Origin of the sequence: Qipengyuania sp. ASV99 (genome assembly GCF_047872805.1) — a bacterium.
Classification (GTDB): domain Bacteria; phylum Pseudomonadota; class Alphaproteobacteria; order Sphingomonadales; family Sphingomonadaceae; genus Erythrobacter.
In genome coordinates this window covers 94,783-115,797 of the sequence record NZ_JBLQUK010000001.1, presented here as the reverse complement: position 1 = coordinate 115,797, position 21,015 = coordinate 94,783, and the positions used below count along the sequence as shown (strand labels likewise).

Here is a 21,015-nt window from a genome sequence, read left to right as displayed (position 1 = left end):
GGCTGTTATGCAGTTGGCCGAGTGGCAGGATGGACCCCGCCCTCCTGCGCTTCGAGCCCAGCGGCGGGCGCTCCAGTAAGGTGGTCATCCGCATCCTGAAGCGTGTCGAGGTGCATGAGTTTCTTGACAAGACCTGAAATCAGGATGACCACGACCCCAACACCCATAGCGATCAGACCGATCTGCCAATAGATATCCATCGTCGCCTGACGCGACATGACACCATCTTCGCCGCCTGTTGCTGCACCGATCATCCCGGCGACATAATTGCCGCCCGCCGTCGCAAAAAACCACGCACCCATAATCAGGCTGGCCAGATGTTTGGGGGACAGGCGGTTCATGGCAGACAAGCCAACTGGGCTAAGGCAGAGTTCGCCGGTGGTGTGGAACAGATAAATGCCGAAAAGGAAGATGACTGGAACTTTGGCGTCTATTCCCACCGAAGCCGCGCCCCAGACCAGAACAAGAAAACCGAAGCCCAGTTGAACCAGACCCAGCCCGAATTTTGCCGGCGTCGAAGGTTCAAGCCCGCGGCGACCCAAGAACGTCCAAAGCCATGCGAACAAAGGTGCCAAGAGAATGATGTATATCGGATTGATCGATTGGAAAATCGGAGCCGGAACCCCGCCCAGATCGACATAACGATCGGTAAACAGATTGAGCGATCCTCCCGCCTGTTCGAACAGTCCCCAGAACAATGGCTGAAGCGCGATCAGAAAAAGCACCGCATACATTCGCTCGCGCGGTTCCTTGTCCAATTTGAACGCTTCAAACAGCACATAAGCAAGCAGCAACGCGCCCGAAAGCAGCATCAGCCCGCCAACGACAGACTGGTACTGGATCAGCACCCACATGATCGCCACGCCTACTATGCCGACGCCATACATGACCATTTCGGTGTTCATCGCCAGCGGCTTTGGTGGCTCACCCTGACCCAGCAGCAAAGGCTTGCCGAGCACGAAGACGGTCAGGCCCAGCAACATCCCGATACCGGCGGCGCCGAAACCGTATGCCCAACCCAGCGTGATACCGAGATAGCCCGCGATAATCGTGCCGATCGCAGCGCCGACATTAATCCCCATGTAGAAAATGGTGTAGGCACCGTCGCGCCGAACATCGGTTCTCGGATAAAGCTGTCCGACGATGACCGAGATGTTGGCTTTGAGAAAGCCGGAGCCGACGATGATAAAGCTTAGCGCGAGCCAGAAGATGTTGATTGTCGGATCGTTTTGACCACCGGTTCCTTCGAAAGCCATGAGGAAATGGCCGAAGGTCAGCAGCACGGCACCAAACAGAACTGCCTTGCGTTGACCGAGGTACCGATCAGCAAGCCAGCCGCCTAGGACAGGTGTAATGTAGACAAGGCTGACATACGCACCATAAACGATGTTCGATGCGCTATCGTTGAACAGCCAGTGCTGCGTGAGATAGAAAATCAGCAGGGCTCGCATGCCGTAATAGGAGAAACGCTCCCACATCTCGGCGAAGAAAAGAATATACAGACCTTTGGGATGACCGCCCACTTCCGGCGATTTGCGCGTGACAGCAAATGCCCCTGCGGCAAGAAAAACCATCAAGACGACGGAGGCGATCGCAGCGATCCAATCCCCTTCGTTCCAAAGCGACATATCTTTCATCTGCGTGATCCCCGAATTTCCAGCGGCCTCTCAATGGGCCGGTCATGGCGGCGCAACGTAGCGCCTCATTCGCCCATGTGAAGCTTTTGTTTCGCCCTTGGCTTATGATCTTACCGAACCGGCGAAACTTGACGCGCATGGCTGTATTATGGCACTGATGCACCTAGCGAGATAAACATGACCCAATCCAGACCCGTCTACCTCAAATTGCGCGATCAGATCGCGGCGGCCATCATTCAGGGAGACTACCCCGAAGGCGCAATGTTGCCCTCAGTTCGGGCGCTCGCCGCAGAGCAGGGCGCGAACCCGCTGACCGTCGCAAAGGCGTATCAGCAATTTCAGAATGATGGCCTGGTCGAGGTTCAGCGCGGCGTCGGCATGTATGTCGTCAAAGGTGCGGCGGAATTGCTGCGCAGCCGTGAACGCGACCGCTTTTTGAGCACCGAATGGCCGGAAATCCGCGACCGGATGACGCGGCTGGGGCTCAAACCCGCCGATCTGGTCGAGCAAGGTTAAGCATGCGGCCCTTGGCGGAAGCCGTCAGGGGCGCTCCTCAAGAGCTAAATAGCCCTGTGCCAAACAATTTTTCGCACCATCCTTGCGAGAATTAATGGATTCTGGCACCTATGCATCTGTGTTGCTCGCCGGGTCCGGGCAATTGGGAAATAGGCGGGCGGATACACCGCAGCGGTGACGACGCAGCAGCAGGGGCTGCGGGGTTCGCCGGGAGGGCAATATGATACGGTCCGAACTTTTGCACGAGTTGCACAAGGACAACCCCGATTTGCGTGCGGAAGAGATCGAACAAGTGGTCGATATCTTCTTTGACGAAATCGCTCAGCGGCTTGCCGAAGGTGGGCGGGTCGAACTGCGCGGGTTTGGGGCGTTCTCCACGCGCGAACGCGAGGCACGCACCGGACGCAATCCGCGCACCGGCGAAGCCGTGCCGGTTCCGGCGAAACGTGTCCCGTATTTCAAGGCTGGCAAGGAAATCCGCAAACGGCTCAACGACGCGTAACCTGTAAGGGTTTACGCATATTCGAGCGCGCGGTCCTCTTCGCTCAGGCTGCTTACCGGCAGCTTGCGATCCCGATCGAGCGCCTGAAACACCATCTCGATAACGCGTTCGGTCCCGCGCGGAGCCTTTACATCCACCGGCACCATGCCAAGGTCGATGAATTCCTCGAGCGCTTCGGCACCGGGCAAGGCGATCACGCGGGCGATATTCGGCAGACGCTCCTGCACCAGCGGGCTTAGCTCGCGCGAAACGCTGATATTGCCAGCGGCAACCACCACAACCTCGCGTTTGCCCATGCCCAGCGCATCCCAGCTGCGGGGGTCAGCGGGATTGGCGTGATGCACATGATAGCCGTCTGCGAGCGCGATCTCAAACCGCACCGGGTCAGGCTCAACCGCCAGATAGCCGATTTCATTATAGCTAAGCGCGTCGGCAACCGCGCGCCCGGTTGGGCCAAGTCCGATAATCACGACCGGAGCATCATCGCCTGCGAGTTTCCTGTCAGACGGGCCGCGCCGCAATTTGCCTGCCAGCTTGCGGCCAAAATTCGATATCAGCGGGGTCACCGCCAGGCTGATCGCGATTGCAGTAACCAGAATTGACGCCAACCGCGGCTCGATCAATCCGGCAATGGCCGGAAGAGCAAGGATCACCAGCGCAAATTCACTCCCTTGCCCGAGCAGAAAGCCGAGCTGGATCGAACCCGGTATTGACCAGCGATTGACCAGTCCGGCCGCAACGTTGAAAAGACATTTCAGCGCAATCAAACCGATCGCAACCGCGAACACAAGCGCCCAGTTGCCAGCCAGGATTACCGGATCGATCGAAAGCCCGACCGAGATAAAAAAGAAACTCAGGAACAATCCGCGAAACGCGTCGATTTCGGTCTGGACCATGATCTTGTAACGCGAATCCGCCACCGCCATCCCACCTAGAAACGCGCCCAGCGTCAGCGATAGCCCGGCCATTCCTGTCGCCCATCCTGCCGCCAGCGCTATGAACAATGCGGTCGCGGTGTAGACCTCGCTGCTGCCCGCCCGCGCGATCAGGCGGAACAGCGGCCCGGTGAGATAGCGCGCAAACAGCACTGCGATTATAAAGGCGGCAAGCGCCTTTACCCCCGCGATTCCCAGCGCCGGGGCCAACGCGCCGCCACTGCCCAGCGATCCCGCGGCAACCAACAACAAGATTGCAGCAATGTCCTGAAAAATTAGGATCGATTGCGCCGCGCGGCCAACCGGGCAGTCTTCCTGATCGCGTTCGCGTACCAGGCCGATGACGACTGCGGTCGAGGACAAGCCCATGGCGAAACCGCCGATCACGGCAAACTCGCCCGGCAAGCCAATCAGGAAAAAGAGTGCCGAAAACCCGCCACCGGCAACCAGCATCTGCAATGCACCGAATCCGAAGATATTCGCCGCCTCGGCCCGAATCCGGCCTAGCGAAAAATGCAGTCCGAGGTTGAACAACAGGAACATGACGCCCGCCTCGGCCATTGCGGCCACCACTGGTCCGCTGAAACTGTTTGCAAAGCCCAGCGCGCTGAGAGCCAACCCCAGCCCCAGATAACCGACGATCGGATTGAGCCTGCATGCGCGCGAGGCCAGAGCTGCACCGATACCGAGCCCCAGCAAGGTGATCGCCGGCTGGATCGTCGCCACCACCGAATGTGCGTCATGTACACTATCGCCCGCCATGGAAATTCCGCTCGCTTGTCAATGGGTGAAGGAATGGGGCTTCGCGCGCACATGCGCAAGGCGTAGTGCGGTGCGCGGATGGCAAGACTTACGTGCCCGGCGCCATCATATTGCCCTGAGCCGCGCGTCTGGCTATCGCACGGCTCCGGCCCCCGTGCCGGATTGCGGGTGTGGCGGAACGGTAGACGCCGGGGACTTAAAATCCCCTGATCCTTGATCGTGTGGGTTCGAATCCCACCACCCGCACCATTATCCGGGTCTTAACCCCTCTTGACCTAATGCAATGCTCCGAATTCAGGAATCCCAATAAACCTGACCCGTATCCTTTGAACGGGGCAGCGCCAGGCAATGCGAATATGGAAAAGGCAGCGATTAAGGCAGTTGAGGCGAGCGACCCTGTAGTGGGCGCAGAGGCGCGTGCTGCGCCGCGTTTCAATCTGCTCATCCGGGCGGCGAAGCTGGTTACCTCTCAGGGCGAATTTGTCTGCGTGGTGCGCGACATTTCCGAAACCGGGGTTGCGATGCGGCTGTTCCACGCGGTGCCGACCGGCGATCCGGTTGAATTGCATATGCCCGGCGGCGGTGTCTACGAACTGCGCGCAGTGTGGGACCGTGAGAATGAGGCGGGATTTGAATTCGTCAAAACGGTCGATGTGCAAAAATTCATCACCGAAGCCTGCGAATTTCCAAAGCGCGGTCTTAGGCTCGGGTTGTGCTTTCCCATCACTATCAAGACCCTGACGCAATCGAGTGAGGGCACCGTTGAAAACCTGTCGCAGCAAGGCGCGCGCTTCGAATGCGACGGTCTGTTCGCAATTGATCAGACCGTCCGTATCGCCAGCGCAGAAAGCGACCTTGTGCCCCTAGAAGTGCGCGCAAAGGTGCGCTGGCGGCGGGGAAATCAGTATGGGGTCGTGTTCGACGACACCTTGACCCTTGCTGACTTTGCCCGTTTCGCCGCCCGATTGCAGTGTCCGCGCCTGCTGGGCTGACCTTCGCGCGCCTAGGTGATCTTGCGGAGAGGCGGACAAATTTTCCGCAATTAAGCGGGCTTGTTTACGCCTCGCTAACCAATTTCCTTCACTCCTGCCGATGAACCGGTCGCAGCACGGCGCGCCGGGTGATCAAACGGGGGTTTGCATGACGCAGCAAGGCGTTGAAGCAACAGAAAACACGCTGAATACCACGGTATCCGGTATCATCGACGTCGATGTCGCGATTATCGGAGCGGGCCCTGCCGGGCTGACCGCTGGATATTTGCTGACCAAGGCGGGCAAGACCGTCGCCATCATCGAAAAAGACGCAACCTATGTGGGCGGTATCAGCCGCACGGTCGAACATCAGGGTTACCGCTTTGACATTGGCGGGCACCGCTTCTTTTCTAAATCGCAGGCGGTCGTCGATCTTTGGAACGAGATCCTGCCTGATGATTTCATCCAGCGCCCCCGCATGAGCCGCATCTATTACGAGGGCAAATTCTACTCCTATCCGCTGCGCGCCTTCGAAGCTCTGGGCAATCTCGGCATTCTGCGCTCGACCGCCTGCATGGCGAGTTACCTTTGGCGCCGGGCATTCCCGATCAAGGATGTGAAGAGCTTTGAAGACTGGACCACCAACCAGTTCGGCGAGAAACTCTATTCGATCTTCTTCAAGACCTACACCGAGAAAGTGTGGGGCATGCCATGCGATGAAATGAGCGCGGATTGGGCAGCGCAGCGGATTAAGGGTCTGTCGCTGATGGGTGCGGTGATCGACGGGCTAAAACGATCATTGGGTCTTAACAAGACGCCCAACGATGGTCAGACAGTAAAAACGTTGCTCGAAACCTTCCGCTACCCGCGGCTTGGCCCCGGAATGATGTGGGACGCTGCGCGCGACAAGATTGTCGCATCGGGCAAGGGCCGCGTTCTGATGGGCCACGCTCTTGACCGGGTGGCGGCAATCGGTCCGAATGACGAAGGCTTTGGCTGGTCGATGACCGCAACCAGCGCAGCGGGAACGGCGCAAATCCGCGCCAAGGACGTGATCAGTTCTGCCCCGATGCGCGAGCTTTCGCGGCGGCTGCACCCGCTGCCGGAAAGCACGTTGCAGGCCAATGATCTGAAATATCGCGATTTCCTTACCGTGGCGCTGATGATCGAAAGCGACGACCTGTTCCCCGACAATTGGATCTATATCCACGACAGCAAGGTTCAGGTCGGGCGCGTCCAGAATTTTCGCAGCTGGTCACCCGAAATGGTACCGGATGAAAACGTCGCCTGTGTCGGCCTCGAATATTTCTGCTTTGAAGGCGACGGCCTGTGGTCATCTTCCGATGACGATCTGGTTGAACTGGCCAAGCGTGAGATGCAGATCCTCGGCCTCGTTGATCCGGCAAAGGTCATTGGCGGTGCGGTGGTGCGTCAGGAAAAGGCCTATCCGGTCTATGATGAACATTATGCTGCCAATGTCGATGCCATGCGCGCTGAGCTGGAAGCAAAGCATCCGAACCTGCATCTGGTCGGACGCAACGGCATGCACCGCTATAACAATCAGGATCATGCGATGATGACCGCGATGCTGACGGTGGAAAATATCCTAGCCGGTCAGCGCGTCTATGACACTTGGTGCGTCAATGAAGACGCCGAATATCACGAAGCGGGTGACGAGGGCGCTGAGGCACACCTGCCAAATCGCGGCGCCGAAACCGCAGCGAGCAAGCCGCTGAGCGAGGATCAGGTCGCTGCACTGACATCGCTTCGCGGGGTTCCGGAGCGGATTACGGCCGCGCCGCAGCCTGCGTTTGACGAAGACATCCGCAAGTCGGCGTGAGGTGATGGCAGCGCAACATATGCAAGCCGGCGTGCTCTTCGCCAAGCTGCGCGACATTCGGTTTTTGCGCTATGTCCTGGCGAGCGTCGGGGCATTGGCGGTCGATGTCGGCAGCTTTCTGGCATTGCTCGCGCTGGGAGTGGCGGCAGCCCCCGCATCGGCAATTGGCTATTCGCTGGGGATTCTGGCACATTGGCTGATGTCGAGCCGTGCGGTGTTTCAGGACAAGGTGGCGGCTGATGGAATGGCGCGCACCCGGCAAAAGGCGCTGTTTGTGATTTCGGCGCTGCTCGGCCTTGCTTTGACCACTGCGATCGTTGGGCTGGGTGATTGGTCGGGTACTGATCCAAGGATTGCAAAGGGCGGCGCGGTGGTGGTCAGCTTCATCGCGACATGGCTGATCCGCAGTCGGATGGTCTTTCGCAGCGAAATGCGCACCGCAGAGAGAGCGTGAGCCGGTGCTGGTTGATCGCCGCAGGGCTGCCTTTCCACTTGAGTTCCTTGGCAGAGTGGGGCTCGCGTGGGCATTGGTCAGCGCGCTGCTGATTGCTGTCAACTGGAGCGCTATAAGCGGCTTTCGCTTTCCCGATCCCGACGATGCGATGCGGTTGCTGCAGGTGCGCGATCTGATTGCGGGGCAAGGCTGGTTCGACCTTACCCAAACTCGGGTCGATGCTCCGGGCGGCGGCGTGCCTATGCATTGGTCGCGGCTGGTCGATCTGCCACTGGCTGCAACTGTCCTGATTCTCACGCCTCTGATCGGAGCGAGCGCGGCCGAAATGGCAGCGCTGATTGCGATTCCGCTGGTTACCTTGGGCCTTGCGATGCTGCTGGCCGCGCGGATTGCGTGGCGATTGATGGGGGATGAAGAAGCCGCGCTGACTTCGTTGATGATCGCCATATCGGTGCCGGTGCTGTTTCAGCTGGGGCCGATGCGGATCGATCATCACGGTTGGCAGATTGTTTGCGCGCTGGCCGCAGTTAATGGATTGATGGCGCGCTCGCCGCGGCTGGGGGGGCGGGTCATTGGCGCGGCTCTGGCGATTTGGCTGTCAATCTCGATCGAGGGTCTGCCACTAGCAGCGATGATTTTTGCGGTGCTGGCGCTGCGCTGGCTACGCGACCGCGAGGCGCGGGCTTGGCTGGTCAATGCAATGCAATCGCTGGCGGTCACCGGAGCCGCCCTGTTTGTGTTGACCCATGGAATCGGTGATCTGGCCACCTATTGCGATGCGATAAGCCCGCTGCACCTTGCCATGTTCGGATGGGGCGCAATCGTATTGACCTTCCTCGCCCGGTCCGAGCCTGCGCCGCGCGGAATTGTGCTGTGCGGGTTTGCGCTGGCTGGCTGCGGTGCGATTGCCATGCTGCTGGTGACTGCACCGCATTGCGCGAGCGGGGGCGGATTCTCGCAGCTTGACCCACTGGTTGCGCGATATTGGCACGCCAATGTGCTCGAAGGGATGCCCGTCTGGCGGCAATCGCTGACCACGGCGCTGCAATATATGGTCACCCCGTTGATCGCGCTGATCGCGGCACGCAATCTGGCGGCAAAATCACGCGATTGGCTGCGCCGCTTCTGGGGCGACTATGCCTTGATCCTGGCGGCGGCGATTGCGGTTTCAGTGTTTGTTTCGCGCGCAGGCGCGGTTGCTTGCGTCCTTGCGGCCCCTCCCTTGGCTTGGCAGCTCAGGCACTGGTTGCGCGCGATCCGGTCGATGGATCGCGCTGCACCGCGAATGGCCGCGATGGCCGCGCTGGCTTGCGCGTTGTTGCCGGCGTTTCCGGTTATGGTGTTGACCAATGCGCTCCCCGCGCGCGCTTCGGCGGGTGCAGCGGCCCAGCATGTAGCTGGCAAGCCCACCGATTGTAGAGTGACTGATGCTGGGCCTGCGCTTGCGCTATTGCCCGGCGGAGAGATATTTGCCCCGCTCGATATCGCGCCTGACCTGCTGCTGGTCAGCGACCACAGCGTCCTTGCCACCGGTCACCACCGCGGACACGCGAGCATGCGGGTGCTGATTGAGACGGCACTGGCTTCGCCTGCCAAAGCGGGCCAGATACTGAGCGAACGCGGCACCGCCTATGTCGCTATTTGCCCATCCAAAGCAGAAGCGCACTTGTATGCCAGGATTGCACCGGAAGGTTTCGCCGCAAGCCTGATCGCGGGCTCTGCGCCTGAATGGCTCGAGCCCGTCGATCCCGGAACTGCCAAGGGATTGAAACTCTGGCGGGTCAAGCCGGAGTAAAGTTCATCGCCAGCCCGTTGATGCAATGGCGCTTTCCGGTTGGACGCGGGCCGTCGCCGAAAATGTGTCCCAGATGCCCGCCGCAATCCGCACAATGCACTTCGGTGCGCGGATATCCGATCTTGTAATCGGTCGAGGTGCCTACTGCGCCGTTGTCGATCGGCTGCCAGAAGCTCGGCCAGCCTGTACCGCTGTCATATTTATGCGCGGAGGAATAGACCCGGTTGTTGCAGCCTGCGCAGGTAAAAGTTCCCCGGCGTTTTTCATCGTTGAGCGGAGAGGAATAGGCGCGCTCTGTCCCGGCTTCGCGCAAGATCTGATATTCGCCGCGGGACAGTTGTTCGCGCCATTGCGCTTCGGTCTTGGTGATGCGGAATGTGCGCTCCTTGCGCGCCGCGACATTGCCCCCTCCGCAGCTCGCCAGAAGTGGTAGCACGGCAACAAGACCGGTGCTGGCGACAAAGCTACGCCGGGTAGAAAGAGAAAATGTCATCCTGTATCCCCTCGCAAATGAGTGCTTCCTGCCTCTAAATACGGCGCGCGGCTGCGAAAGGTTTCACCCATATCGGAGACGCGGTCAAAACTCGGTGATTTCAACCTCAAGCTTGCGAAATCCATGCACGAAATTGGCGCGCACCCGTTCGACATCACCGGCAACATGCACGCGCATCCGGCGCTTGTGCATTTCTTCCAGCAAGACCCGCAATTGCAATTCGGCCAGCCGCGCTCCGACGCAGCGGTGAATGCCGTAGCCAAAGGCGATGTGTCGCCGTGCATTTTCGCGCGTGATATCAAGCTTGTGCGGGTTCTCGAACACGGTTTCTTCGCGGTTCGCGCCGAGATACCAGAGCACGACCTTGTCGCCCTTACGGATCTGCTGGCCGAACACTTCGGTGTCTTCGGTGCAGGTACGGCGCATATGCGCGAGCGGGGTCTGAAAACGCAGACATTCCTGCACCGCATTGGGGATGAGGTCGGGATTATCCTCGAACATTTTGCGCTGATCGGGGAATTTGTCGAAGGAATGGATGATACCGCTCATCGTGTTTCGGGTCGTGTCGTTCCCGCCAACGATGAGCAGCACCAGATTGCCGATGAATTCCTCTGGGCGCATCTGGTTCATCGCTTCGGAATGGATCATCATCGAAATCAGGTCATTGCCCGGCTCCTTGTCCATGGTCCGTTCAATCCAGAGCGATTGAAAATAGGTGCCCATTTCATGCAAGAAGCCCCAGCGCATTTCATCGAGTTCGCGCACTGTGGCCAGTTCGGTGTCGCCCGACCAGTCCGACCAGAAAGTCAGCATCCGCCGGTCTTCCCAGGGGAAACCAAACAGGATCGCCAGCATCCCGGTGGTTAGCTCGATCGAGACTGTTTCGACCCAGTCAAACACTTCGTCGCGCGGCAGGCTGTCCAGCAATTCGCCGGTGCGCGCGCGGATTTCGATCTCCATGTCGCCCATGGCAGAGGGAGTGAATTTCGGGGCCACTGTGCGCCGCTGGCCCGTATGCTGCGGACGGTCCATGGCAATGAACATCGGCAATTCGCGGCGATCGCCGCTGCCTTCTGCCAACTCGTCTTCGGTCAGCCGTTCGAGGATGGTGATGCCGCCATATTCCCAGCTTGACGAAAACGTTTCAGGCAGGGCTTCGATATGCTGAATCGCCTTGTGGCTGACCACCGCCCAATAGGGGCCAAAGGGGCTTTCAGGGATGTAATGCAGCGGCCCTGCGTCCTGCATTTCCTTGAAGATCGGTTGCCACCGGTCTTCGAAATAAATGTCCGAGCGGCTGACGTCCCATTTGTGCGGATGCGCAGGGCGCTCTTCCGGATTGCGCGCGAAATGTTCTGTGATCGCTTCATAAGCGGTCGGGGATGTGCGCACTTTCGGGCGCGTGGGTGCAGCGGTCGCCATGGCTCTCTCCTTGGAAGGGGCCGCGGCTTGTTGCCTGCTTTATGACCCTCCCTCGGACTGCATCCTGCCCTAACTGACAGTGATGTCAATACGAGTTTCGATTGGCCACCTATTTGGCAGTCATAGGTCCTGCGGTTGAGGGGTTGGCCGCGCGATTCCAGAAGCGACTTTTCCTTTCGCGCCCGGCCCCGCCCGATTTCATCACTCGCTTGCGGAACAGCAATGATCCGCCCTTGACCAACAAGGCAACCCAGACTGCTTGCCACACCAAAGCCGCGGCATGGGTCCAGATCGTCGCGTCGAGCGCGGCGCGAGCCAGCATCGCAAAGGGCGAGGACAGCGGAAAGCCGATCGCGAACATCTCAAGGCCTGAACCGGGTTGCGTGATCGTGTAGGCCGCCAGAAAGAACACCATAAGCTGCATCATCGTGACGGGCATCGACATGGTCTGAACCTCACGTACGGTGTTGGCCATCGCCCCAATGGTCAGAAACAGCGCACCGAGCAGCAGATAGGCCATCGAAAAATACAGGATGGAAAGCGTCAGGAACACCGGCCATCCCACTGCTGGGCCGGGCAGATTGCGATAATCGGTTTGAGTGACGGTGACGATGGCGTCCTCGGCAATGGCCCAGAAGCCCCAGCCAAGCGTGCCCCATACCGCGATCCCGACGAATGACACGGCGAGCATGGCAAACAGTTTGCCCATGAACACCGCATCCATCGGGATTGCTGCGGCGAGGATTTCGATAATCTTGTTGCCTTTTTCCTCAGCCAGATTGGACAGCACCATCCCGGCTAGCAGCATGGTCAAAAGGAACATCACCATTTGTGCCGCCTGCGCGGTGCGGATGCGGTTGGACCTTTCGGATGCTGCGCTGGAAGCGACAGTCTGACGCTCTGCCATAGGTACCGTGAGCGGCGCGGCGGCCATCGCATCTGCTGCGATGATCTCTATCGCTCCCTGCCAGCGGCGCAATTGCCCCTCGGTTCCGACGATTTGCGGAGCGGCAGGTGTTCCGGTGACGATAGCGGCATAATTGCCGCGGCGCGCCTCCATAAAAGCGCCCGCATCGAAGTTGGAATTGCCAGCGGCCTCGGGCACGGGGCGCAGAGAAGGGACCGCTCCGCGCAAATGCGGGGCGAGCCGTTCGCTTGCGGCGATCATGGCGGCATTGTCCTGCGCGTTCATCGCGAGGCCGACTTCCATTGTGACCGCCTCACGCGATACTTGACCGCCGATGCTGCCAGCCAATCCGCCTACTAGCACCGGGAACAGCGGTCCGATAAGGAAGAACAGAAACGCGCGGCTGAACAACACGGCGACGAAATCGCGCCGTGCTATCACCCAAGCCGCTTCAAGCCGGGTCAGGCTGGGCTTGGCATCGATTGCAGCCTGATTGTGGGCGCTCATGGTTGGCCTCCTGCGGCATCGGCTTCGAGCTGGCGGGCGGCCGCCTCCCCGGCAATTGAGACAAAGGCATCGTGCAGTCCGGCCCGCTCAATCGAAAGCGATAGAATGCCCGCCTCGCCCTCGATCAATTGGCGTAGCAGCGGTTCGATGCCGGTTTCGGGCAGCGAGAAGTAAAAGAAATCGCCCTCGCGCCTTGTGTCGCCAGGCAGGGCCTGTGTCCAAACGCCTTCGCGCATCCGGGTTTCGAGCCGCACCTGCGCCGGAATCCGGTCGCGCGCGGCCTCGACGCTGCCAGCATAGGGCACCTTGCCCCCGGCAATGATTGCTACGCCTTCGCACAGGCGCTCGGCATGGTGGATGACATGGGTGGAGAAGATCACGGTCACCCCGTCATCGGCGAGGCTGCGGATCATCCTTTCCAGCTTGCCCTGATTGATCGCATCAAGCCCGGAAAACGGCTCATCCAGCACCACCAGCCGCGGGCGGTGCACGAGCGTGCCAAGCAATTGGACCGTCTGCGCCATGCCTTTCGAAAGCTGGCGAATGGTGCGTTCTGCGGCATAGCCGAGATCGTGACGCTCCAGCAGTTCAAGCCCGCGCCTGCGCCCTTCCGCCAGCGGCAATCCGCGCAGCGCGCCCATGAAGGCGATGGCTTCGATGCTTTTCATGGCGGGATACAGCCCGCGTTCTTCGGGAAGATAGCCGATCAGCCGCCCAATATCATGCGGACGATCGTGTCCGAAAACCCTCCGAACGCCCTCATCTGGGTCAATAATCCCCAGCAGCATCCGCAAAGTGGTTGTCTTGCCCGCGCCATTGGGGCCTAGCACACCATATATGGCACCCACCGGCACGCTAATGTCCACGCCGTCGACAGCGCGCGTCCCATCAAAGCTTTTGACCAGCCCGCGTGCCTCTATGGCCAAGGGGCGCGGGTCAGGCGCGGCGAGGGTCAAACCGACCTCTTCACCTGCCATTGCGGAATTGTTCATGAAAGATCGATTGCTTGACGCCATATCCATGCATGCGAGGGTTAACGCATGAGACTAAACGGGAGTGTCCCCAAGCGTGGTTAATGGCGCAGTTACCAATGACTTTGCCGCCCTGATAGAACGGGAGGCCCGAGCGCTCGGCTTTGCGGCATGCGGCTTTGCCAGCGCGGATGAAGATCCGCTTCGCGCCGCACGGCTGGAACAATGGCTGGGCGAAGGGCATCATGGGTCGATGGAGTGGATGGAGACCCGGCTCCAGCACCGCCGTTCACCGCAAGGCCTGTGGCCAGAGGCGCGCAGCGTAATCGCGTTGGGCCTGTCCTATGCGCCCGCAATCGATCCGATGGCACTGGAGGATGCAAAGGACCGGGCGCGGATTTCGGTCTATGCGCAGGGCCGCGATTATCATGATGTGGTGAAAAAACGGCTGAAGGCGCTGGCCCGGTGGCTGGTCGCGGAAACTCCCGGCGCGCAGGTCAAGGTGTTTGTCGATACGGCGCCGGTGATGGAAAAGCCGCTGGGTGAGGCCGCGGGCATCGGCTGGCAGGGCAAACACACCAATCTGGTCAGCCCAGATCACGGCAGCTGGTTGTTTCTGGGGGCGATTTATACCGATCTGGAACTTGTGCCGGCCGCTCCGCACCGCGATCAATGCGGATCGTGCCGCGCGTGCCTCGATATTTGTCCGACCAATGCTTTTCCTGCGCCCTATCGCCTCGATGCGCGGCGTTGCATTTCCTATCTCACGATCGAGCACAAGGGTCCGGTTGCGCTCGACTTGCGCGAAGGGATCGGCAACCGCATTTATGGCTGCGACGATTGCCTCGCGGTGTGCCCGTGGAACAAATTTGCCAGCAAGGCGCATGCGGCGCGCGAGTTTTTGCCGCGCGCGGAGCTAACTGCGCCGCGCATTGGCGATTTCCTGACGTTAGACGATGTCGGTTTTCGGGCGCTGTTTTCCGGCTCGCCAATTAAGCGCATTGGCCGCGACCGGTTTGTCCGCAACTGCCTTTATGCAGCGGGAAACAGCGGGAATGCCGCGTTGATTGACGCTGTGCGTTTGCTGATCAGCGATCCCGATCCCGCTGTCAGCGACGCAGCGCGGTGGGCATTGGCACGGCTTATGCCATGTCCTTGAGCGGTATGTCGGTATCTGCAAGCAGCGCCGGTTCGATCTCTCCCACGCCGCTTTCGAGCAGTTTGCGGCCCTGAACGTAATCCTTCATCGCATTGACGCAGTCGAATGCAATCGGGCGACCATTCTTGAGGTAAATCACTGTGAATTTGCGGGTCGCCGGGTCTCCGCGCAGCACCGTGCTGTCGTAACCAAGATTGAGCCCGGCGGTCTGCAGTTTCAAATCATACTGGTTTGACCAGAACCACGGCAGTGCATGATAGGGCTGTTTATCGCCCATGATTGCCCGAGCGGCGGTGTTCGCCATGTCATGCGCATTCTGCACCGATTCAAGCCGGATTACAGCATTGTCAGCGAACGGATTGGCATGCGCCGCGCAGTCACCGATAGCATAGATGTCATCCAGCGCGGTGCGGCAGAACTCATCGACATCGATTCCATTCGATCCAGCCGCGCCTGCGGCGATCAGCGGCGCGACCGCAGGCACGATCCCGATGCCGACGATCACCATGTCGCATTCTGCACTTGCGCCATTGCCCAGTTTGACTCCGGTCACCGCGCCGTCTTCCCCGAGAATTTCTGAAATCCCGCGCGAAACCTGAATGTCGACACCCTGACGGCGATGTTCCTCTTCGTAAAAGCGCGACAATTGCGGCCCCGCGACCCGCGCCAGCACCCTGTCCAGCATTTCCAGAACGGTCACCTCGCAGCCAAGCTTACGCAGGACCGCCGCGGCCTCAAGCCCGATATAGCCGCCGCCGATTACCACCGCACGTCGAGCGCCCGATTCCAGCGCGGCCATCATCGCATCCGCGTCGCCTTTGTCGCGGACATAGAAAACGCCTTTGAGGTTTGCGCCGGGCACGCCAAGCCTGCGCGGGTCCGCTCCGCCCGCCCAGATCAGCTTGCGGTAACCGACGGTGCTTCCATCCGAGAGCGTAACGACATGCGCCGCCGGATCTATCGCGCTGACGCCGCTGCCAAGCCGCAATTCGATGCCCTTGTCCGCCCAGAATTTTTCCGGGCGGATCATGATTCGCTCAAAACTCTTGTCTCCGGCGAGATATTCCTTGGACAATGGCGGACGTTCATAGGGCGGCACATTGTCGCGCCCGATCATCGTGATCGTGCCATCATGGCCCTGTTGGCGCAGGGTAATTGCTGCCTGCGCGCCGCCGTGCCCGGTGCCTACAATGACGATATCTGCCGCTGACGAAATGCCTTGATTGTCCATGCATCAAGGCGTTTCCGAAAATTTGTGCCCGCGTCAAGCGGGGATGCGGGGCTACCGGTCTAGCAGATTGCGCGCTTGACTGGCAATTTGTGCCAGAACTGCGGGGGCAAACGGGGGTCGTGATCGTGCGCGTGCGATCATAGCGCGAAACTGCGCGACCGCCCCCTCGTTGCGCGCCGCCCAATCGGCAATCGCGCCTTGTGGATCGGCTTTGCCGTTCTTGCGGCGCATCAACCGGCGCAGGAAATCGAGCCGCATCTGCTGAAAATCGCGCGCCAGACCGTCCACCAACAAGCGCTCCCAAATATCCGATGGCGACATATGCGCAGCGGTGCCCTGTGCCCAGTCCAGCCCGATCCGTTCACCAATATCGGTAAAAGCACGGGTCAATTCGGCAGGGTCTGTCGCGCTGTTGAGCGCCAGCTGCGCCAGTCCGATCGATCCGTCGTAATCGAACAGGTCCGCAACCCGGTAAGCGAGGTCCTGCGGCGATCCCTGCTCTATAAACTGCGCACGCAGCGTTCCGGAACGCTCCACCGTGTCGCCAGAGATCAGCTCTCCGCGCGCCTTGGTCAGGGTCGACACGCCGCCTTGCAGCGCTGCGATCATCGCGCCCGGCTCGACCCGGCCCGCAGCGGTTCGCAGCACATCGGACATCAAATTGCCGACCGCTGCGGCGAGCCGGTCGAGCAATGCCAATCGGGCGGTTTCGTTCATCGATCTTGCATCAATATCTGCCCACAGCGCCTTTAGGCCGAACAATCGTTCCACCACCACAAATGCGGCGGCGACATCAGCCAGTCCGACGCCTTCTTCTTCGGGCAATTCAAAGGCGTGGATCAGGCCCAGCCGGTTGACGATGCGGTTTGAAAGATCGGTCGCCACCAATTCGCGGCGCAAACGGTGTGCGCGGATCTGCGTGGCAAATTTGTCCTGCATCGGACCGGGGAACATGGCGATCAAATTGCTTGCCAGCACCGGTTCATCGGGCAGATCGCTGGCTTCAATCGCGTCTTGCAGTGCCAGCTTGGCAGACGAAAGCAACACCGCGAGTTCCGGACGGGTCAGCCCGCGTCCCTCGGCCGCGCGCCGCGCATAGGTTTCCGCATCGGCCAGTCCCTCGGTCTTGCGGTCGAGCGCACCTGCTTCCTCCAGCTGTTCGATCAGGCGAATATAGGACGCTGCCGCATCTGGCCCGCCGGTCTCGGCGATCGATAGCGCGAGCGCTTGCAACCTGTTGTCCTCAAGCACGATTTCAGCGACTTCATTCGTCATCGCAGCCAGCAGCGTGTTGCGCTTGGCTTTGGTCAGCACTCCTTCGCGAGCCGCTGCGGCCAGAGCGATCTTGATGTTGACCTCATTGTCCGAACAATCGACCCCGGCGGAATTGTCGATAAAATCGGTGTTGATCCGCCCGCCTTTCAATGCATAGGCAATGCGTGCGGCCTGCGTGATGCCCAGATTGGCACCCTCGCCGATAACCTTTGCCCCGACTTCATGCGCGTCGATGCGGAGCAGATCATTGGCCGGGTCACCGACGTCGAGATGGTTTTCCTGGGCGGCTTTGACGTAGGTGCCAATCCCGCCGAACCACAACAGATCGACCTGAGCTTTCAATATGGCGCTGATGAGCGCGTCAGGCTCGATCTCCTTGTCCTCGATCCCGAGGGCTTCACGCGCCTTTTTTGAAAGCTTGATGCGTTTCAAATCGCGCGAATAGACGCCGCCGCCTTTGGAAATCAACGCGGGGTCGTAATCGTCCCAGCTAGAACGCGGCAGCTCAAACATCCGCCGACGTTCTTCCCAACTCATTGCCGGATCGGGATCAGGATCGATGAAAATATGGCGATGATCATAGGCGGCAATCAATTTGATCGCCTTGGACAGCAACATGCCATTACCGAACACATCGCCTGACATATCGCCGCAGCCCACAACCTTGATGCTGTCGCTCTGAACATCCACGCCCATTTCGAGGAAATGGCGCTGCACGCTGACCCATGCGCCGCGTGCGGTGATGCCCATTGCCTTGTGGTCATAGCCGTTCGATCCGCCGCTGGCGAAAGCATCGTCGAGCCAAAAACCCTGACCCTCGGCTATACCATTGGCGACGTCTGAAAAGCGCGCAGTGCCTTTGTCGGCGGCGACCACGAAATAGGGGTCTTCGCCGTCGTGGATGACGATTCCTTCGGGATGCACGACTTTGCCGTCGACGATATTGTCTGTGACGGACAACAGAGAACGGACGAAGATTTCGTAGCTCGCCTGCCCTTCGGCGGCCCAGGCGTCGCGGTCAATCGCGGGCGAGGGCAGCTGTTTGGGATAAAAGCCGCCTTTCGCTCCGCTTGGCACGATCACCGCGTTCTTGACCTTTTGTGCCTTCATCAAGCCAAGGATTTCGGTGCGGAAATCATCGCGCCGGTCCGACCAGCGCAGCCCCCCGCGCGCGACCGCACCAGAGCGCAAATGGATGCCTTCGACTCGGCGCGAATAGACGAAGATTTCCCGCCACGGCACCGGCTTGGGAAGGTTCGGAACCAGCGCTGAGTCAATCTTGAATGCCGCCGCTTCTTCTGCGGCCGGGGCAAAGGCGTTGGTGCGCAGCACTGCATCGATGACGGCGCGATACAGCCGCAGCAGTCGGTCGTCATTGATTGCAGTGACTTTTGCCAGACCGCGTTGATACGCGCCGTTTGCAGCGGCAATCGCGGCCTCGCGCTCTCCACCGAATGCCGGATCGTGGCGCGCGGCAAACAGATCAATGATCGCCTGCGTTACGCCGGGGGCACGGCGCAAGGCATCGACAACGGTGTAGATGGTAAAGCCCATTCCGGTCTGCCGCAGATAACGATAGACCGCGCGCAACCACATTGCTTGCCTTGATCCCAGCCCCGCGCCGACCACGAGCCGGTTGAATGGATCGTCCTCTGATTGGCCGTTGAGCACCTCGGATATCGCCGTTTCTATCGCCTCAGCGCGGGACAGCAATTGCTCCACTTCCGATCCATCGGACAGTTCGAGCGTGAACTCGTGGATTGTCCCAAGCGCACCATCATCCAGCCGCGTGGGCATTTCGGCAAGCACGCGGAAACCAAAATTCTCCAGCGCTGGAACGGCATCGGACAGTGGCATCTCGCCGGTCGTGTGGTAAATCTTAAGCCGCAGATCACCGATTGGGTCATGCGGCAGACGGTACAGGCGGCAGGCCCGCGCCGCAGGATCGCTGCCCAACGCAAGTGCGCGCATTTCCATAATGTCGAGCGCCGCCTCTGCGGCGCCATAGCGCGCGCGGTAACCCGGCGGGAACGCCCCGGCATAGCGCATGGCAATTGCCGGAACGCGCGAACTTTCGTCGGCCTCGGCCAGATGCGCCTCGACCGCCTCGTTCCAGCCTTTGAGCAGGTCGATCATTTCACCTTCGATGCGGCCGGCGCCGGGCATTTCACCGGTCGACCGCGAATCGAGCAGGAACTGCAGCATCGCCAGCGTGCTGCCTTCAACCTCGAGACTCCAACTCAGCAGACCGACCCCGGTGGTCTGCGTCAAAAGATCCTGAATCTGCAACCGGACGTCGGTCGAAAGGTAATCGCGCGGCATCCACACGAAGGCGAATATGTGCCGTTGCAGCGCTGATTGCACCAGCACCAGCCGCGGACGCGGGCGGTCGACCAGGCTCATCATTGCCGTCGCCAGCCGTTCGATATCGGTGGTGGAAAATGCCGTCAGAAGATCATGCGGCAACGAGGTAAAGGCATGGACCAGCGCCTTGCCCGCGTGTCCCGCCGGATCAAATCCGAGCGTGCCGGTAATATCACTGAGCGCCTTGCGTAGCACCGGCACTTCGCCCGGAGGGGTGGCCAGCGCGGCACTGGTCCAGACCCCGGCGTGGATCGAAAGCGCGGTTACCTTTGCGCCGTCCGCACCATTCCCGCGCTTGGGAACGATAAACAGGTCGAGCGGCACACGGCGGTGGACTGTTGAAAGATGATTGGCCTTGATGACCAACAGATCGCGGGCCTTGCCGTCAGGGCCGGCCTCATCGAACCAGGCAAAGGCGCGTTCGTACGAGCTGTCCGCGAGAATTTGCTGTGCGCTTTTGCGGCAAATTCCCAGGGCATCTGCTTCCTCGCCGCTCCGCGAGCGGGTGAGATGGCCCAATTGGGTCAACATGCCGCCGTTCAGCCATTGCAGCAATGCGGCGCTTTCGCTGCCGTCAATAGTCAGCGCATCATCCGCCATTATCTGACGCATGCGCGGCCAATCGCTGACTGCGGCGCGGACATCGCCCAAAGTGACTCGCAATTGCGCGATCAGATCGCGCCGCTGGCGCGCATCGATGCGCGGTGTTTCGATATAGATCATCGATTCGTCAGCGCCCGATCCGCCCTTTTTGGAAAGGCTCTGAAGCGCACCTGATGAACTCCGCTCTATGGCCACGACAGGGTGGATCAACTGGTCGATGCTGAGCCCGACTGCCGTGATTGTGGCAGCGATGGAATCGACCAGAAAGGGCATGTCATCATTGACGATCGCGATCCGCAAACGCCGTCCGCCAGTGTCTGATTCGAGATTGAGTGCAGAGCGCGAAGCGGGTCGCTGCAACGCCGTCTTGAGCAGGAATTCGGCAGCCTCTGCCAGACCATCGCCATCGAGCGGCGCGTCGCCCGGCAGGATCGCGGCCTTCAAGTGCTGTTTGAGCGCCTTCAGCAATGTTGGGGTGGCCGTGTTGCCTTTGCCTTTGGGCGGTTTTTCCCCTGCTGCGCGGCTGGTTTTTGTGCTCATCGCCCGTATGCTCCTGGCATGCTGCATCCGGCGTAAACTTGTGTAATAAAATTATGCCGAATTATATTTATCGTGCCCTAGGCAATACCCGCATTGAGGGGGGCGGTGCAAGCGGGATTGCAGCTTGTCAC

15 protein-coding genes and 1 tRNA gene are annotated in these 21,015 nt (G+C 60.1%); 8 read left to right on the top strand and 8 right to left on the bottom strand.

Annotation, left to right across the window (positions count from 1 at the left end; translation table 11 throughout):
- Nucleotides 1–5: 5 nt before the first annotated feature.
- Entirely contained in the window at nucleotides 6–1,637 is a 1,632-nt protein-coding gene (locus ACM64M_RS00520; protein WP_416226686.1) for a peptide MFS transporter, read from the bottom strand.
- A gap of 177 nt (nucleotides 1,638–1,814) precedes the next feature.
- Here ACM64M_RS00520 and ACM64M_RS00515 point away from each other — a divergent pair, with 177 nt between their 5' ends.
- The gene (locus ACM64M_RS00515) at nucleotides 1,815–2,153 is read left to right on the top strand and encodes a GntR family transcriptional regulator (RefSeq protein ID WP_416226685.1); all 339 of its coding nucleotides are present in this window, start codon (nucleotides 1,815–1,817) and stop codon (nucleotides 2,151–2,153) included.
- A gap of 220 nt (nucleotides 2,154–2,373) precedes the next feature.
- Nucleotides 2,374–2,655, top strand: a complete 282-nt coding sequence (locus ACM64M_RS00510; RefSeq protein ID WP_416226684.1) for an integration host factor subunit beta — start codon at nucleotides 2,374–2,376, stop codon at nucleotides 2,653–2,655.
- Nucleotides 2,656–2,666: 11 nt separating this feature from the next.
- Here the strand turns inward: ACM64M_RS00510 and ACM64M_RS00505 are convergent, their stop codons facing one another.
- Nucleotides 2,667–4,352, bottom strand: coding sequence for a cation:proton antiporter (locus ACM64M_RS00505; protein ID WP_416226683.1), 1,686 nt, complete (start codon nucleotides 4,350–4,352; stop codon nucleotides 2,667–2,669).
- A 164-nt stretch (nucleotides 4,353–4,516) separates the two neighbouring features.
- Between ACM64M_RS00505 and ACM64M_RS00500 the strand changes: the two genes are divergently transcribed.
- The 5 genes from ACM64M_RS00500 to ACM64M_RS00480 all read left to right on the top strand — a co-directional run bounded on the left by ACM64M_RS00500 (nucleotide 4,517) and on the right by ACM64M_RS00480 (nucleotide 9,412).
- Nucleotides 4,517–4,601, top strand: a tRNA-Leu gene (locus ACM64M_RS00500).
- Nucleotides 4,602–4,708: 107 nt separating this feature from the next.
- Entirely contained in the window at nucleotides 4,709–5,344 is a 636-nt protein-coding gene (locus ACM64M_RS00495) for a PilZ domain-containing protein (protein WP_416226682.1), read from the top strand.
- A gap of 148 nt (nucleotides 5,345–5,492) precedes the next feature.
- Nucleotides 5,493–7,163 (top strand): NAD(P)/FAD-dependent oxidoreductase, encoded by a 1,671-nt coding sequence (locus ACM64M_RS00490; protein WP_416226681.1) that lies wholly within the window; start codon nucleotides 5,493–5,495, stop codon nucleotides 7,161–7,163.
- Nucleotides 7,164–7,167: 4 nt separating this feature from the next.
- The gene (locus tag ACM64M_RS00485; RefSeq protein ID WP_416226680.1) at nucleotides 7,168–7,617 is read left to right on the top strand and encodes a GtrA family protein; all 450 of its coding nucleotides are present in this window, start codon (nucleotides 7,168–7,170) and stop codon (nucleotides 7,615–7,617) included.
- Between the two features lie 55 nt (nucleotides 7,618–7,672).
- The gene (locus tag ACM64M_RS00480; RefSeq protein WP_416226679.1) at nucleotides 7,673–9,412 is read left to right on the top strand and encodes a hypothetical protein; all 1,740 of its coding nucleotides are present in this window, start codon (nucleotides 7,673–7,675) and stop codon (nucleotides 9,410–9,412) included.
- Here ACM64M_RS00480 and msrB read toward each other — a convergent pair.
- The 4 genes from msrB to ACM64M_RS00460 all read right to left on the bottom strand — a co-directional run bounded on the left by msrB (nucleotide 9,399) and on the right by ACM64M_RS00460 (nucleotide 13,718).
- Entirely contained in the window at nucleotides 9,399–9,905 is a 507-nt protein-coding gene (gene msrB / locus ACM64M_RS00475) for a peptide-methionine (R)-S-oxide reductase MsrB (RefSeq protein WP_416226678.1), read from the bottom strand. The genes ACM64M_RS00480 and msrB overlap by 14 nt on opposite strands.
- A gap of 84 nt (nucleotides 9,906–9,989) precedes the next feature.
- Nucleotides 9,990–11,327, bottom strand: coding sequence for a cytochrome P450 (locus ACM64M_RS00470; protein ID WP_416226677.1), 1,338 nt, complete (start codon nucleotides 11,325–11,327; stop codon nucleotides 9,990–9,992).
- Between the two features lie 109 nt (nucleotides 11,328–11,436).
- Nucleotides 11,437–12,741, bottom strand: coding sequence for an ABC transporter permease (locus ACM64M_RS00465; protein ID WP_416226676.1), 1,305 nt, complete (start codon nucleotides 12,739–12,741; stop codon nucleotides 11,437–11,439).
- Nucleotides 12,738–13,718: an ABC transporter ATP-binding protein gene (locus tag ACM64M_RS00460; protein WP_416227329.1), complete on the bottom strand. Its 981-nt coding sequence runs from the start codon at nucleotides 13,716–13,718 to the stop codon at nucleotides 12,738–12,740. The genes ACM64M_RS00465 and ACM64M_RS00460 overlap by 4 nt, the downstream gene beginning before the upstream one ends.
- Before the next feature lie 91 nt (nucleotides 13,719–13,809).
- Here ACM64M_RS00460 and queG point away from each other — a divergent pair, with 91 nt between their 5' ends.
- The gene (queG, locus tag ACM64M_RS00455; RefSeq protein WP_416226675.1) at nucleotides 13,810–14,871 is read left to right on the top strand and encodes a tRNA epoxyqueuosine(34) reductase QueG; all 1,062 of its coding nucleotides are present in this window, start codon (nucleotides 13,810–13,812) and stop codon (nucleotides 14,869–14,871) included.
- Here queG and ACM64M_RS00450 read toward each other — a convergent pair.
- Both ACM64M_RS00450 and ACM64M_RS00445 read right to left on the bottom strand, forming a co-directional pair.
- Nucleotides 14,855–16,102 (bottom strand): NAD(P)/FAD-dependent oxidoreductase, encoded by a 1,248-nt coding sequence (locus ACM64M_RS00450; RefSeq protein ID WP_416226674.1) that lies wholly within the window; start codon nucleotides 16,100–16,102, stop codon nucleotides 14,855–14,857. The two genes, queG and ACM64M_RS00450, sit on opposite strands and share 17 nt — an antisense overlap.
- A 51-nt stretch (nucleotides 16,103–16,153) precedes the next feature.
- Nucleotides 16,154–20,884 (bottom strand): NAD-glutamate dehydrogenase, encoded by a 4,731-nt coding sequence (locus tag ACM64M_RS00445; protein ID WP_416226673.1) that lies wholly within the window; start codon nucleotides 20,882–20,884, stop codon nucleotides 16,154–16,156.
- Nucleotides 20,885–21,015: the final 131 nt, after the last annotated feature.